The sequence below is a fragment of the Pseudarthrobacter defluvii genome, assembly GCF_030816725.1.
In the GTDB taxonomy this organism is placed as follows: Bacteria; Actinomycetota; Actinomycetes; order Actinomycetales; family Micrococcaceae; genus Arthrobacter; species Arthrobacter defluvii_A.
Window position 1 is genome coordinate 897,105 of the sequence record NZ_JAUSYG010000001.1, and the last position, 14,789, is coordinate 911,893.

12 protein-coding genes are annotated in these 14,789 nt (G+C 67.3%); 8 read left to right on the plus strand and 4 right to left on the minus strand.

All coding sequences use genetic code 11. From position 1 onward, the window contains the following. Window positions 1–11: 11 nt before the first annotated feature. The 7 genes from QF031_RS04200 to menD all read left to right on the plus strand — a co-directional run bounded on the left by QF031_RS04200 (window position 12) and on the right by menD (window position 9,513). The gene (locus QF031_RS04200; RefSeq protein ID WP_307424522.1) at window positions 12–1,001 is read left to right on the plus strand and encodes an ABC transporter ATP-binding protein; all 990 of its coding nucleotides are present in this window, start codon (window positions 12–14) and stop codon (window positions 999–1,001) included. 1 nt (window position 1,002) lies between these two features. After that, on the plus strand, window positions 1,003–2,625 hold the full coding sequence (locus QF031_RS04205) for an ABC transporter permease (RefSeq protein ID WP_307424524.1): 1,623 nt from the start codon (window positions 1,003–1,005) through the stop codon (window positions 2,623–2,625). Beyond that, entirely contained in the window at window positions 2,622–3,125 is a 504-nt protein-coding gene (locus QF031_RS04210) for a GbsR/MarR family transcriptional regulator (RefSeq protein ID WP_307424527.1), read from the plus strand. The genes QF031_RS04205 and QF031_RS04210 overlap by 4 nt, the downstream gene beginning before the upstream one ends. Beyond that, complete coding sequence (locus QF031_RS04215; protein WP_307424530.1) at window positions 3,112–4,128, plus strand: magnesium and cobalt transport protein CorA; 1,017 nt, start codon at window positions 3,112–3,114, stop codon at window positions 4,126–4,128. The genes QF031_RS04210 and QF031_RS04215 overlap by 14 nt, the downstream gene beginning before the upstream one ends. Before the next feature lie 155 nt (window positions 4,129–4,283). Continuing rightward, the gene (locus QF031_RS04220) at window positions 4,284–5,303 is read left to right on the plus strand and encodes an o-succinylbenzoate synthase (RefSeq protein WP_307424534.1); all 1,020 of its coding nucleotides are present in this window, start codon (window positions 4,284–4,286) and stop codon (window positions 5,301–5,303) included. A gap of 201 nt (window positions 5,304–5,504) precedes the next feature. After that, window positions 5,505–7,571, plus strand: a complete 2,067-nt coding sequence (locus tag QF031_RS04225; RefSeq protein WP_307424537.1) for a PhoX family protein — start codon at window positions 5,505–5,507, stop codon at window positions 7,569–7,571. A gap of 127 nt (window positions 7,572–7,698) precedes the next feature. Next, window positions 7,699–9,513: a 2-succinyl-5-enolpyruvyl-6-hydroxy-3-cyclohexene-1-carboxylic-acid synthase gene (menD, locus tag QF031_RS04230; protein ID WP_370874484.1), complete on the plus strand. Its 1,815-nt coding sequence runs from the start codon at window positions 7,699–7,701 to the stop codon at window positions 9,511–9,513. 74 nt (window positions 9,514–9,587) lie between these two features. Here the strand turns inward: menD and QF031_RS04235 are convergent, their stop codons facing one another. The 4 genes from QF031_RS04235 to QF031_RS04250 form a co-directional block, all read right to left on the minus strand. Beyond that, window positions 9,588–10,364: an amino acid ABC transporter ATP-binding protein gene (locus QF031_RS04235; RefSeq protein WP_307424540.1), complete on the minus strand. Its 777-nt coding sequence runs from the start codon at window positions 10,362–10,364 to the stop codon at window positions 9,588–9,590. After that, window positions 10,361–11,320, minus strand: coding sequence for an amino acid ABC transporter permease (locus tag QF031_RS04240; RefSeq protein ID WP_307424542.1), 960 nt, complete (start codon window positions 11,318–11,320; stop codon window positions 10,361–10,363). The genes QF031_RS04235 and QF031_RS04240 overlap by 4 nt, the downstream gene beginning before the upstream one ends. A 35-nt stretch (window positions 11,321–11,355) precedes the next feature. Beyond that, window positions 11,356–12,309, minus strand: a complete 954-nt coding sequence (locus QF031_RS04245; protein ID WP_307424544.1) for an ABC transporter substrate-binding protein — start codon at window positions 12,307–12,309, stop codon at window positions 11,356–11,358. Window positions 12,310–12,482: 173 nt separating this feature from the next. Further along, the gene (locus tag QF031_RS04250) at window positions 12,483–13,898 is read right to left on the minus strand and encodes an isochorismate synthase (RefSeq protein WP_307424547.1); all 1,416 of its coding nucleotides are present in this window, start codon (window positions 13,896–13,898) and stop codon (window positions 12,483–12,485) included. Between the two features lie 113 nt (window positions 13,899–14,011). Between QF031_RS04250 and QF031_RS04255 the strand changes: the two genes are divergently transcribed. Then, a complete protein-coding gene (locus QF031_RS04255; RefSeq protein WP_307424550.1) occupies window positions 14,012–14,788 on the plus strand; it encodes a demethylmenaquinone methyltransferase in 777 nt (258 codons plus the stop codon). Window position 14,789 lies beyond the last annotated feature (1 nt).

Below are 14,789 nucleotides of genomic sequence, written 5' to 3' on the forward strand. Positions count from 1 at the left end.
AGACTTGGACCATGAACACCGTTGTCCAGACAACGAACCTGCACAAGCACTTCGGCCGCGTCAGGGCCCTGGACGGCCTCGACCTAGAAGTGCAGCGCGGTGAGATCCACGGTTTCCTGGGCCCCAACGGCGCCGGCAAATCCACCACCCTGCGCATCCTTTTGGGCCTGGCCAGGGCAACCTCCGGCTCCGCCACCGTCCTGGGCGTCGACCCCTGGGCCCAGGCCGCCGAACTGCACCGGCACCTGGCCTACGTTCCCGGTGATGTCCGGCTCTGGCCCAACCTGTCCGGCGGCGAAACCATCGACCTGCTGTCCAGGCTCCGGGGCGGCGCCGCGGACGAAGCAGCCTACCGGCGCCGGAAGGACCGCCTGTGCCAGGTGTTCGACTTCGATCCAACCAAGAAGGGGCGTGCCTACTCCAAGGGCAACCGGCAGAAGGTCGCCCTGATCGCGGCCCTCGCCACCGAGGCCGGGCTCTACCTGCTGGACGAGCCCACCAGCGGCCTTGACCCGCTCATGGAGGAGGTCTTCCGCCGCGAGCTGCTGGCCGCCGTCGAGCGCGGGGCAACGGTGCTGCTGTCCAGCCATATCCTCTCCGAGGTGGAAGCGCTGTGCCACCGGGTGAGCATCATCCGCGCGGGCAGGATTGTCGACGGCGGCACCCTGGACTCCCTGCGGCACCTCACCAGGTCTGAGGTTTCCTTCGCCGTGGACGGTCTGGATCCTGAAGCCCTGGCCCGCCTTGGCGCGGTGCATGGCCTGACGGTCGACGCCGGACGGGTCCGGTTCAGCGCCGACTCGGACCGGATCGCGGAGGTGCTTCCCGCGCTGGGCGCCTTGGGCGTGCAGGGCCTGACGATTGTCCCGCCGTCACTGGAGGAACTGTTCCTGCGGCACTACGGGGACAGGGCTGCGGCGCCCTCGCCGGGAACTGACGATCCGGCGGGGGCAGGCCACGGTACGCGGCGGCATCTGCTGGGCGCGAGGGGCCGGAGCTGACATGGACGTCCTCCTGGTCCTCTGGCGCCAGCGGCTGCGCCGGGACCGCTGGCAGCTCCTCAGCTGGGTGGTGGCCATCGGGGCCTTTGCCCTGTTCGCGGCGGCCGCCGTCACCCAGACCTACGGCAATGTGGCCAGCCGGACCGAAATCCTGCAGGTGGCCATCGCCACACCTGCCATCCTGATGCTGCGCGGTCTTCCCCGCGGCGCAGACCAGGGGGCCTTCACGTTCTTCCTGATCTACGCCTTCCTTGCCTTGTTGGCCGGGCTGATGAGCACGTTCCTTGCCGTGCGGCACACCCGTGCCGATGAGGAAACCGGCGCGGCAGAACTGGTGGCCGCCACCCCCGCCGGGCGCCTGCTGCCCACCGCCGCCACAGTGCTGCACGGCATCACGGCGAACATCCTCGTGGCGCTCGCGGTCTTCGGCGGGTTCGCCTCCCAGGGCCTGGACCCGCAAGGCTCCCTCACCGCAGGAGCCGCCACGGGCGTCGTCGGGCTGGCCTTCCTCGGCGTGGCGCTGCTGGTGGCCCAGCTCATGGGAACGTCACGCGGCGCGAATGGCGTCTCGGCGGCGCTGGTGGTGCTCGCGTACGTCCTGCGCGGGATCGGGGACGCCACCGGGGCGCCGGGCGCCGGTGGGACCACCATGACCGAAGGTGCGGCAAGCTGGTTCTCGCCGATTGGCTGGGGCCAGCAAACATTCGCCTTTTCGGGGAACCGTGCCTGGCCGCTGCTCCTGCCGGTGGGGCTGGGCGTTGTTTGCCTTGCGGCAGCCTGGCTGATCCTCGGCACGCGGGACAGCGGGTCCAGCGTCTGGGGAGCGCGGCCGGGACGCACCGCCGCCCGGCCGGGGCTTCGAAGCCCGGTTGCGCTGGCACTGCGGCTGCAGTCCGGGTCGATCGCTGGTTGGGGGCTCAGCGGGCTGGCCCTGGGCCTGCTGGCGGGTTCGCTCGGAAAGGCGATTGCCGCCGTCGACACCCCCGACACCAACATCACTGCCATGCTGCGGGCAATGCTGCAGTCCCAGGGGACCTCGCTGACGCAGCTGATGGTGTCGGTGCTCTTCTCCATGGCCGGGGTCCTGGCAGCGGCGTGCGCACTGCAGGCCGTGATCAGGCTTCGGCAGGAGGAAGCAGCCGGGACCGCCGAACTCCTGCTGTCCGCCCCGGTGGGACGGGTCCGATGGCTGGCCGGATACCTGGTGCTGGGCGCGGCGGCCGTGGTGCTGGTAGTGGGCCTAGCGGGGCTGGGGACATGGGCGACGCTCACCGGCTCCGGAGATACCTCCATGCCCGTTGATGTCCTGTGGCAAACGGCTCTGGCCCAGCTGCCGGCGGCCCTGATCTACCTTTCCGTGCCGGCGCTGGTGTTCGTCCTGATTCCCGCAGCGACCATTGCCGCCAGCTGGGCACTGCTGGCCCTCGGCGTACTGCTGGGCATCTTTGGCGCCATGCTGGGGATCGACCAAAGCCTGCGGGATCTGTCACCGTTCGCGCACACCCCGGTGCCGCACGGGGATGCCACGGACTGGAGCGGCGCGTGGTGGATGCTGGTGATCGCGATTCTCGCCGCCGTGCTGGCGGTTGCAGCGATGCGGCGGCGGGAGGTGGGCGCGGCATGAGCACGGACACCGGCGTTGCCGGCGTGGAGGCGTCCGGTCTGACGGCCGATGCCGCCGAAAGGACTGCGGCCGCCTTCGCTGCGGCAGGGTTCCCCAAGATGCCGGCCCGGACGTTGCTGGCGCTGGTGTCCTCGGAGCAGGGCAGCCTCACGGCCGCTGAACTCTCGGAGCGGTTGGGGGCCAGCGCCGCGGCAGTGTCGGGCGCCGTGCGCTACCTGCAGACCGTGGGTTTCGTGCACCGGGTCTCGCAGCCCGGGAGCCGCCGTGACCTCTACGCCCTGCATGAGGATGAGTGGTACGTGGCGGCAATGCGGAACAGCCCCGTCTACGAAAAACTCGCGGCCCTGACCGATGCCACGGCTGAAACCCTTCCGGAAGGATCGGCGGCCCGGGCGCGGGTGGCGGAGATGGCCAGGTTCTACCGGTTCCTCAATTTACGGATGCCGGCCCTGCTGGACGACTGGGAGCGTGAGCGGGGAGCCAAGAATGACGATCATTGACAACGCCGTGTACGTCAACGGGCTCCGCACCCAGGATCCGGAGGACCTGGACGAAACCTACTTCCTGCTCCGGCAGCGCGAGGGGATGGCGTGGATCGGCCTGTACCGGCCGGACCCAGAGGAACTGCAGTCCGTGGGCGAGGAATTCGACCTCAACGCCCTCGCCATCGAAGACGCGCTCGCCGGACACCAGCGGGCCAAGCTGGAGCATTACGGCGGCTGCCTGTTCCTGGTGCTCCGGCCCGCCAGGTACCGTGACGAAGTGGAGAAGGTCGACTTCGGCGAGATCCATGTCTTCGTCGGCGACGAGTACGTGGTCACCGTGCGGCACGCTGAATCCCCCGATCTGGCCAAAGTTCGCCGACGCATGGAGTCCATGCCCGAGTTCCTGGCCCTGGGCCCGGACGCCGTGCTGTACGGCATCCTGGACCAGGTGGTGGACGAGTACGAGCCCGTCGCCGCCGGCCTGGAGAACGACATCGACGAAATCGAGGACGACCTCTTCGGCGCGGACCCCGAGGTCTCGCGAAGGATCTACGAACTTTCCCGGCAGGTCATCACGTTCCAGCGGGCCACCAGCCCCTTGTCGGGAATCCTGCGGCAGCTGATGGCCGGATCGCCGGAGCGGCCGCCGGGGGAAGTCCTGCAGGACCACCTGCGTGACGTCCTGGACCACGTGCTGCGGCTCAACGAGCGCGTGGCTTCCTTCCGCGCCCTGCTCCAGAATGCGCTCGCCGTCAACGCCGCACTGGTGGCGCAGCGGCAAAACGATGAAATGCAGCGCATGACCGAGTCGAGCCTGGAGCAGAACGAGCAGGTCAAGCGCATTTCCTCCTGGGCCGCCATCCTGTTCGCTCCCACCCTGGTGGCGTCCATCTACGGCATGAACTTCGCGAATATGCCGGAGCTGGCGTGGATCTACGGTTACCCATACGCCCTGGGCCTGATGGCGGCCATGGGCCTGGTCCTCTACCTGGCGTTCAAGCACAACAAATGGATCTGAACCGGGGGAGCGGATCAATGAGGCTGTTGTCGACTACCTGGAATCGGGGCTGAAAGCCGGCATGGTCCTGCCCGACCCCGCCGACCCGTCGCTGGAGACCATCCGGGTGGTGCGCGAATAACTGGGTGCTTGTGCCCAGGCGTACAGTAATCGGCATGCCTAACCCCGGCCTGCCGCTTGCCTCCGATTTGCCCATCCCGCCCCTGGAGGAGCTGCTGGCAACCGCCCACGTGGTGAGCCTGCCCATGCGGGTGAAGTTCCGCGGGATCAGGCAGCGCGAATCCCTGCTGCTGCGTGGTCCTGCGGCCTGGGGTGAGTTCTGCCCATTCCCTGAGTACGGCGACGCGGAGGCCTCGCGCTGGCTGGCGGCCGCCATTGAAGCGGGGTGGCTCGGGTTTCCGGTGCCGTTGCGGCAGGTGATTCCGGTCAACGCCACCGTGCCCGCAGTTTCCGCGGAGCGGGTGCCGGACGTGCTGGCCCGGTTCGGCCGGGTGGATGCGGTGAAGGTCAAGGTGGCCGAGCAGGGGCAGTCATTGGACGACGACGTTGCCCGGCTTCACGCCGTCCGCGACGTCCTGCCGGACGCCGCCATCCGCGTGGATGCCAACGGCGGGTGGGACGTGCCGGGAGCGGTGGAGGCCCTGACCCGGCTGGCGCCGGTGGGGCTGGAGTACGCGGAGCAGCCGGTGCCGTCCATCGAGGGCCTGGCTGATGTCCGGTCCCGGCTGCGGGATGCCGGGACCCCGGTGCTCATTGCGGCCGACGAGAGCGTCCGCAAGGAAACCGACCCCCTCCGTGTGGCCAGGGCCGGCGCGGCGGACCTGATCGTGGTCAAGGTGGCGCCGCTCGGGGGAGTGCGGCGCGCCCTGGACGTCGTGGCACAGGCCGGACTTCCCGCCGTCGTCAGTTCAGCGCTGGACACGTCTGTGGGCATCCGCGCGGGGCTGGCGCTTGCCGCAGCCCTTCCCGAGCTGCCGTACGCCTGCGGCCTGGGGACGGTGTCCCTTTTTGAGTCGGACGTCACCATGGACCCCCTGGTGGCCGACGACGGCGCCATCCGCCTCCGCGACGTTGCCGCCGACGCGGGGCTGCTTGAGCGGTTTGCGGCTCCCGCCGAACGCCGGGAGTGGTGGCTGGACCGGCTCCGCCGCGTCCATGCCCTCCTCGCCCCATGACACGCCCGCTCAGGTTTGGCGGGTTTTCCTGACATGCGCGCTCACGTCCGGCGGGTTTTCCTGACACGCGCGCTCAGGTTTTGGCAACGTTCCTGCAGGTCACGGGCGGTTCACCTTAACTTCATCCAATTGATGGCTTCCGGTAGGAACCGGCTGGAAGGGTGGGCGGGCATCCCCAGTGAGATTCCTTGGAAGGTTCCCATGTCTAAAACTGCCCGCAAATTTGCCCTCCTGCCCATGCTCGGCCACACCAAGGGCAAGCGGAGCCCCGTCACCTGCGCGCTCAAGTGCGACAACGCCTGCGCGGGCGACGTCTGCAACACCAGCTCCAACAGCTACTTTCGTGACATCGCCTCCGCAACCTTGTCCCGCCGCGCCGCCCTGGGCCTGGGCGCCGCCGGTGCCCTCGCCGTCGCGCTCGGTTCGGCGGTGACCTCTGCCGAACCTGCTTCCGCCGCTGGCCTGTCCAAGGCCGCAAAGGAAGGCTTCGGCAAGTCCAAGCTGCAGTTCACGGCCATCAAACCGGTGGATAAGGCAATGGATGCCTTCACCGTTCCGGAGGGCTTCATCTGGCAGCCCATCATCCGCTGGGGTGACCCGCTGTTCAGCGACTCCCCGGAATTCGACCTGAACAACCAGACCGCTGCTGCCCAGGCCCGCCAGTTCGGCTACAACAACGACTACACGGACATCGTGGAAATCCCGGGCAGCAAGGGCCGCCGCGCGGTGCTGTTCACCAACCACGAATACACGAACGAAAGCATCATGGTCCCGGCGGGCTACGACCCCGTGGAAACCCGCGCTATCGGACGCGCCGCGCACGGCCTGGCCGTGGTGGAACTGGAGCGCAAGAACACCACCAAGCCCTGGAGCTACGTCAAGGGCGCGCCGCTGAACCGCCGCTATCTCTCCGATACCACCTACGAACTGACCGGCCCGGTTGCCGGTTCCGCGCTGGTGAAGACCGCGGCAGACCCCTCCGGCCGCGCCATCAAGGGCACGTTTGGCAACTGCTCCGGCGGCACCACCCCCTGGGGCAGCATCCTCTCCGGCGAGGAGAACTTCAACGGCTATTTCGTGGCAGGCGGCACGTCCGCCGGGGACAAGCGCTACGGCCTCACCGCCAAGCCCACGGCGCGCCAGTGGGAACTGGATGATCCCCGCTTCGACACCCGCAACCCAGGTTACGAGAACGAAGCCAACCGCTTCGGCTGGATCGTTGAAGTCGATCCCTTCGACCCCACCTCCACCCCCAGAAAGCGCTCCGCCATGGGCCGCTTCAAGCATGAGGGCGCCAACGTGATCGTGGCCGAATCCGGCCACGTGGTGGCATACATGGGCGACGACGAGAAGTTCGACTACCTGTACAAGTTCGTCTCCGCGAAAAAATACCGTGAGGGGGACCGCAGGCACAACATGGACCTGCTGTCCGAGGGCGATCTCTACGTCGCCAAGTTCACCGGCAACTCGCCCACCGCGGAGATCACGGGAACCGGCGCGCTTCCGTCCGACGGCGCCTTCGACGGCGCCGGTGAGTGGCTGCCCCTGGTGGTCGGCGGCGTCTCGAAGGTGCCGGGCATGTCCGTCGAGGAGGTTCTGGTGTACACCCGCCTGGCAGCGGACAAGGTGGGCCCCACCAAAATGGACCGCTGCGAGGACGTCCAGCCCAGCCTCCACACCGGGAAGGTCTACGTGGTCTGCACCAACAACTCCGACCGCGGCACCGGCACCAAGGAAGGCCCCACCGAGGTCAACCCGCGTACCCAGAACCGCGACGGGCACATCGTTGAAATCACCGAGACCGGCGACCAGACCTCAACGAAGTTCAATTGGACGCTGCTGATGGTGTGCGGCGATCCAGCCCAGGGCGACGTCACCTACTTCTCCGGCTACCCCGTGGACAAGGTCTCGCCCATCTCCTGCCCGGACAACGTGGCCTTCGACTCCGTGGGCAACCTCTGGATCTCCACCGACGGCGCCCCCTCCGGCATCGGCTACAACGACGGCCTCTTCAAGGTCACCCTTGACGGTGCCGAGCGCGGCAAGGTGGAGCAGTTCCTCTCCGTCCCGCGCGACGCCGAAACCTGCGGCCCGGTCATCCACGATGACGAGCGCACGGTGTTCGTCTCCGTGCAGCACCCGGGCGAGGACGGCACGTTCGAAGCGCCGAACTCGTTCTTCCCGGACTACGTCCCGGCAGGTACGACGCCGGCTCCCGGCCAGGTGCGCGCGCCACGCCCCGCGGTGGTCCAGGTGTTCCGCGGCTGACACCTTTCGTTGCTCTATCACTTATGGTCCCTAAAACCGCGGGATAGGGACCATAAGTGATAGGGCAACGCGGCATCAAGGCCATCAAGGCCATCAAGGCCGGCGTGCGGGGTGGCAGACTGGTTTGGTGACTTCGTTCAACGAACCCGCCGACTCCGCTTCCACAGAGGCCCCCACCGATACCGCTGCTGCAACTGGCGTCGAAGATGCCGTGCACGCCGACGACGCAGCTCAGCTGGACGCCCATGAACTGAGCGCGCTGACTGCGGCGCGGATCGCCGTCGCGGTACTGCTCGACGGCGGCGTGCGGCACGTGGTGGTTTCGCCGGGTTCGCGGTCGGCCCCCATGGCGTACGCGCTGGCGGAGGCATCGGCGGCAGGCCGGGTGGACCTGCTGATCCGGATCGACGAGCGTGCCGCCGGGTTCACGGCGCTGGGCCTGGCACTGTCCACGGGCTCGCCCGCAGCGGTCCTCACAACGTCCGGGACCGCCGTCGGGAACCTGATGCCCGCGGTGATGGAGGCCAACCATGCCGCCGTCCCGCTGATCGTCCTGTCGGCGGACCGGCCCGATGAGCTTCGCGGGACCGGCGCCAACCAGACCACCAACCAACCGGACCTTTTCGGCGAGCAGGTCCGGTTCGCTGCCGACGTCCCCGCGGGAAGCAACCCCCAGCGAGCCATCCAGACCGGGCTCTCCGCCGCCACGGGCGCGTTCCCTGACCTGCCGCCCGGCCCGGTCCAGCTCAACCTCGCGTTCCGCGACCCCCTGGTTCCCGCGCCCGACGAAGGGCTGCCCGAAGCGGTGGAGCGGCAGCGCTACCGGGTGGGCACCGAGCCGCTGGTCATGAACCTGCCCCCGGCGCCGGAGACCTTGCCGGAGCGGCGCACGGTGGTGCTGGCAGGGCACGACGCCGGTCCGGTGGCGGAGGCGTTCGCCCGCGCGCACAACCTGCCGCTGCTGGCAGAGCCGTCCTCCAACTCCCGCTTCGGCCCCAACGCCGTGGGCCCGTACCGCTTGCTGCTGGAGCACTTCGGCCCCGGTTCGGCCCGCCCCATAGAACGTGTGGTGCTGTTCGGCCGGCCCACTTTGTCCCGCCCGGTAGCAGCGCTCCTGGCCCGTGCTGACGTTGAATCAGCCCTGTACCAGCCGGTTCCGGTGGCCTGGTACGAGCCCGGCCGCCGCACCGAGCTTCCGCTGGAAAACCTCGCGGACCTGGCCGATTTCGCCGGCCGCGGCACGTCCGCCTGGCTGGACACGTGGCTGCTCGCCGGCTCGGCGGCGCAGCACGCGTTGGACCAGGTGCTGTCCGCCGAACCCGCCGCCACCGGCCCTTCCGTCGCCTCGCTGGTGTGGAAGAACGCCCGCCGCCAACTGCTGCTGGGGTCCTCCAACGGCATCAGGGACGTTGACCTCGCCGGGCTGCCCGCCCCCGATCCCGCCGCGACCGTGTATGCCAACCGCGGCCTGGCCGGGATCGACGGCACCATCTCCACCGCCACCGGCATCGCGCTTGGCGGCCGGCAGGAAACCACCGTGCTGCTGGGTGACGTCACCTTCCTGCACGACGCCGGCGGGCTCCTGCTCGGGATCGGAGAGGAACAGCCGGACCTGCGGATCGTGGTCCTGAACGACTCCGGCGGCGCGATCTTCGGCCTCCTGGAGCACGGGGGAGTGGAGGAGGGCGGCCGCTACGGAGACGCCGTCGAACGCCTCTTCGCCACCCCGCACTCCGTGGACATCGCGGCACTCGCCGCAGCGTACGGCGTCGGGCATTCAGCGGTAAGTACGACGGCGGGACTCGCCGAAGCGCTCGACCGGCCCGTGCAGGGGCGAACCATCGTGGAAGTCCGCACGGACCGCCGGTCGCTCCGGCAGCTGCACGCCAGGATCAAGGAAGCAGTGGCCGCCGCCGTGGCAGGAGTGCTCTCCGGCCACTGATAGGAACCGGTCAGTAATGCAAAAAGGCGGCCGCCGCGTGGACTTCACGCAGCGGCCGCCGTTCTTGCGGTTTGTCAGAGCACGCGGCCCAGGAATTCCTTGGTGCGCGCATGCTGCGGGTTGGCGATAATCTCGCGGGGATCGCCCGATTCCACCACCACACCACCGTCCATAAAGGTCAACGTGTCGCCCACCTCGCGGGCAAAGCCGATCTCGTGGGTCACCACAATCATGGTCATGCCCGACTTCGCGAGGTCCTTCATGACGTTCAGGACGTCTCCCACCAGTTCGGGGTCGAGCGCTGACGTGGGCTCGTCAAAGAGCATGAGCTCGGGCTCCATGGCCAGGGCCCGGGCGATGGCCACGCGCTGCTGCTGGCCGCCGGAGAGCTGGGACGGGTAGTGGCCGGCACGGTCACCGAGTCCCACGCGGTCCAGCAGTTCAACGGCACGCTTCTCGGCCTGGGCCTTCGGCTGGCCCTTCACGTGCACCGGCGCTTCCATGACGTTCTGGAGCGCAGTCTTGTGCGGGAACAGGTTGAACCGCTGGAAGACCATGCCGATTTCGCGGCGCTGGGCTGCGATCTCCTTGGTCTTGAGGTCGTGGAGCTTGCCGTTGATCTCGCGGTAGCCGATCAGCTGCCCGCCCACGGAAATGCGTCCGGCGCTGATTGACTCCAGGAGGTTCACGCAGCGCAGCATCGTGGACTTGCCCGAACCTGAAGGCCCGATCACCACCGATACCTCGCCCTGGTTGACGGTCAGGTCGATGCCCCGGAGCACGTGGTGGTGCCCGTAGTACTTGTGGAGGCCTTCGATCTTGACCAGCGGCTTCTCTGCTGTGACGGTCATCGTGCACTCTCCTCGGGGAAGTCCGTCTTCATGGACCGCTGTGCGTCCGCGCCAGGGCCGGCGGCTTTGGCCGCAGCAGGATTCATTGCTGCCGGGGCCGCGTTGTCCACGCCCCTGCCGTAGTACGCCTCAAGGTAGTGCTGGCCCACCATCAGGATGCTGGTGACCAGGAGGTACCAGAACGCGGCCACGATCAGGAGCGGGATCGGGAGGTAGATGCGGTTGGCCAGGGCGTTGGTGGCGAACGTCAGGTCCAGGGTGAACGGAACTGCCAAAACCAGTGAGGTGGTCTTCAGCATGCCGATGGTTTCATTACCGGTGGGCGGAACAATGATCCGCATGGCCTGCGGCAGGATGATCCGCCACATGATCTTGCCCTTGGACATGCCCAACGCCTCTGCGGCTTCCTGCTGGCCCTTGTCCACGGACTTGAGACCGGCGCGGAAGATCTCCGCCAGGTAGGCGGATTCGTTGAGGCCCAGGCCGAGGATCGCAGGGATCAAGCCCTTGCTGGGATCCGACAACGCGTAGCTGAAGAGTTCCGGCCCGAACGGGATGCCCAGGGTAATGGCCGGGTACAGAACGGTTACCAGGCCCCAGAACACCAGCTGCGTGTACACAGGCGTGCCACGGAAGAACCAGACCCACACCCAGCTGGTCCAGCGGAACACTGGGTTGTCAGACTGCCGCATCACCGCCAGCAGGATGGCCAGGACGATGGCCAGCACCATGGACGCGACCGTCAGCAGGAGGGTCCAGCCCACGCCCTGGACAACTTTCACGTCCAGGATGTAGGTGCCCACAATGTCCCAGCGGAAGTTGGGGTTGGTGAACAGGCTCTGCAGGAATGCCACCACCAGGAGAAGGATGATGACGGCGCTGATCCACCGGCCGGGGTGGCGGACCGGCACTGACTTGTTCAGTACCGGTTCGTCCCGGTGTTGATGGTGTTCCATGTGTACGCCTGACTTGTCGTCGGTAACGCGAAAACTCAAGACTTAACCGCCGGGTTGACCTCTGACTTGGTGATGGCGCCCTCGGAGTTGCCCCAGCCTTCGAGGATCTTCTTGTAGGAGCCGTCTTCCATCAGTTTGGTGACCGTCTTCTGGATGACGTCGGCCCAAGCGGTGTCGGACTTGGCCACGGCGATGCCCTGCGGAGCGGAATCGTAGACGTCGCCGAGCTTTTCCAGCTGGCCGTTGGTCTGGGTCAGGGCGTAACCGATGATGGGGGAGTCCGCGGCCATCGCGTCGATGCTGCCGTTGACCAGGCGGGTGGTGACGTCCGTCTGGTTCTTCAGGGTGACGATGTCGATGGGCTTCTTGCCGTCAGCCACGCACTTTTTGTTCCGGTCGGAGAGGTCCGGGTCTTCCTGGACGGTGCCGGTCTGCACGCCGATGGACTTTCCGCAGACATCGTCCAGGGAGAACTTGGTGGGGTTGCCCTTCTTAACAGCCCAGGCGGTGCCTGCGTTAAAGTAGCTGACCATGTTCACTGCGCCCAGGCGCTCCGGGTTGATGGTGAACGAGGAGATGCCCAGGTCGTACTTGGGGCCGAGGGCCGGGAGGATGCCGGTGAACTCCGCGGTCTGGACCTGGACCTTGAGGCCCAGGGTGGCGCCGATGGCCTTGGCGATGTCCACGTCGTATCCGACCGGAGTCTGGCCATCCGGACCCAGGAATTCGGCCGGGGCGTAGCTGGTGTCGGAGCCCACCGTGATGGTGCCCTTGGACTTGATGGCGTCCGGGACCATGGCGGCCAGGGCGTCGTCCTTCTTGACCGTTGTGGGATCGAAGCTGGCGCTGGCGCTGCCCGAAGAGGTGGCCGCGCTGGAGGGACCCGTTTCCGAGGCATTCGTGCATGCTGAGAGGGCCAGGGCGCTGATGGCGATCATAGTGGCAGCGGTCAGCTTGGAGGTGCCCAGGAGGGTACGGGGAGTCTGCATTTCTTACCTTTTGTTGCAGGGGCTATGAGGTACTAACGCGGCTTATAGTGTAACGCTCAACAAGAGAGGTACGTCACACGCAACTAAGTTTCACTATTGGATAACTGTAGCGGGGACAAAATCAACCCTTCCAGAACGGAACAGTCTGTCATTCCAGACATCCCGCCGGCAGCTCAGCTGCTGATCCCCAAAGACTCCAGCATCGGCCGAAACTTTGCCCACGTTTCCGCAAGCTCCGCCTCCGGCTGCGAACCGTCAACGATGCCGCAGCCGGCATACAGCCGCACCGTCTCTGGGGATTCAATAACCGCGCCCCGCAGGGCGATGCCCCATTCCCCGTTGCCTGCCGCGTCCAGCCAGCCCACCGGCCCCGCATACGGGCCGCGGTCCAGGTGCTCCAGCCTGCGGATCAGCTCACCGGCCACCAGCGTCGGCGTTCCACAAACGGCAGCGGTGGGGTGGAGGGCGTTGATCAGGGCCAGGCAGGTGGGCACGTGGCCCTCCACCTCGGTCAGCTCCGCCTTCACGTCCGAGGCCAGATGCCACACGTTGGGCAGTTCCAGGATGAAGGGTTCGTCGTGGGCGTTCATAGCCTCTGAGAACGGGGCCAGCTGTTTGGTCAGCGACTGGATGGCGATCTCATGCTCATGCCGTTGCTTCTCCGAGCCGGCCAGCACCCGCGTTGCGTAGTCCATCGGGGAGCCGTCCTCGCCGTGCGCGTCCCGGCGGTCCAGGGTGCCGGCCAGCACGCGGGCCTGGGCGGTGCGCCCCTCCACCTGGATCAGCATCTCCGGCGTGGCCCCCACCAGCCCGTCCACCCCGTAGGTCCAGCACTCGCGGTACCTCGCGGCGAGCTCCCGCAGCACGTCTGCGGCATGTACGCCGGAAGGAATAGTTGCCACCACATCCCGCGCCAGCACAAGCTTCTCCAGCGCTCCCGTGCGGATTTCGGCAACGCCTGCGGCCACCGCATCCATCCACGCTTCCTCGCTGAGCGAGCCGGTGTGCAGCGTTGCGCCGGCAGCCAGGGTGAGGGGGCGTACGACGGCGACGCCTCCTGTGCCGGGCACGGCACCCAGGGAAGCGTCCCCGGCGGAGTCCGCTGCCGCCGTCGTGCCTTCTGGTGCAGCGCCCATGTCGTCGGATTCAGCGCCGGAACCACTGCGGACCCACCGGTCGAGGGCGGCGAGGGCCGTCTCCTCGGTGAGCGGGCCGTCGTCGAACGTCAGCTGGGTGAGCCAGGCCTCGTTGTCCCGGACGCCCACCACGATCTCCGGCACGATCAGCCGGGACTCGTGGGCGGAGGTCTTGGAAAAGGCGAAGGAACCGAACGCCACGGGGCCGGTGCCGGGCAACTCAACAGAGTCCGTTACTTCTGCCTCCAGGACCAGGTGCCGCCACCAGATGTCTGCTTCCAGGAACCGGTCCGGGCCGGTGGCGTTAAACCGCGCGATCTGCCCGAAGCCAGCCAGGCCGGCTTCACGGCGGGTCCAGCAGAGGACGTCGTCCCGGACCAGAAACGAAGGCAGCCCCCCGGGGAACGCTTTGCCATCCAGGGGGACTGTCAAGGTGCGGAACATGCTCGTCATGATGAGACAACACTACTCCCGCGTAGAGATCGCCCTTCCCGGCGGCCGACAGGAGCCGTTGCGGTGAAACAGGGCTGGTCAGGACGGTCAGGAACATTTGAGACAATGTCATGGTGAACCGAGCATCCTTGGATAAGCGTCCGGACGAAGTAGCCACGATGTTTGACGACGTCGCACCGAAATACGACGTCGTCAACGATGTCCTGTCCATGGGACAGACCCGCCGCTGGCGGAAGATCGTGGTGGACGCCATGGAAGTCTCCAAGGGCCAGCGGGTCCTGGACTTGGCGGCCGGCACGGGCACCTCCAGCGAGCCATATGCCGATGCCGGCATAGATGTGGTGGCCTGTGATTTCTCCCTTGGCATGCTCAAGGTGGGCAAGCGCCGCCGGCCGGACATTGACTTCGTTGCCGGGGACGCCACCAACCTGCCGTTTGCGGACAACACCTTCGACGCCAGCACCATCTCGTTTGGCCTGCGCAACGTGAACGAGCCCAAGAAGGCACTGCAGGAGATGCTGCGCGTCACCAAGCCCGGCGGCCGCCTGGTCATCGCCGAGTTCTCGCAGCCCGTGGTTCCGCTCTGGCGCACCATGTACACCGAATACCTGATGCGCGCGCTGCCCGCGATCGCCACCAAGGTGGCCTCCAACCCGGACGCCTACGTCTACCTTGCCGAGTCCATCCGCGCCTGGCCGGACCAGGACCACCTGGCGGCCTGGCTGCAGGAGAGCGGCTGGGAGAACGTGACGTACCGCAACCTGACCGGCGGCATCGTGGCCGTCCACCGCGCGTTCAAGCCTGCTGATTCGTCGCCTGAAGGTGCTGCTGCCGCCATCGCCGCGCACAAGGGCCCGGTGGCCAAGCTGCGCCGCAACATCGTCCGCTGAC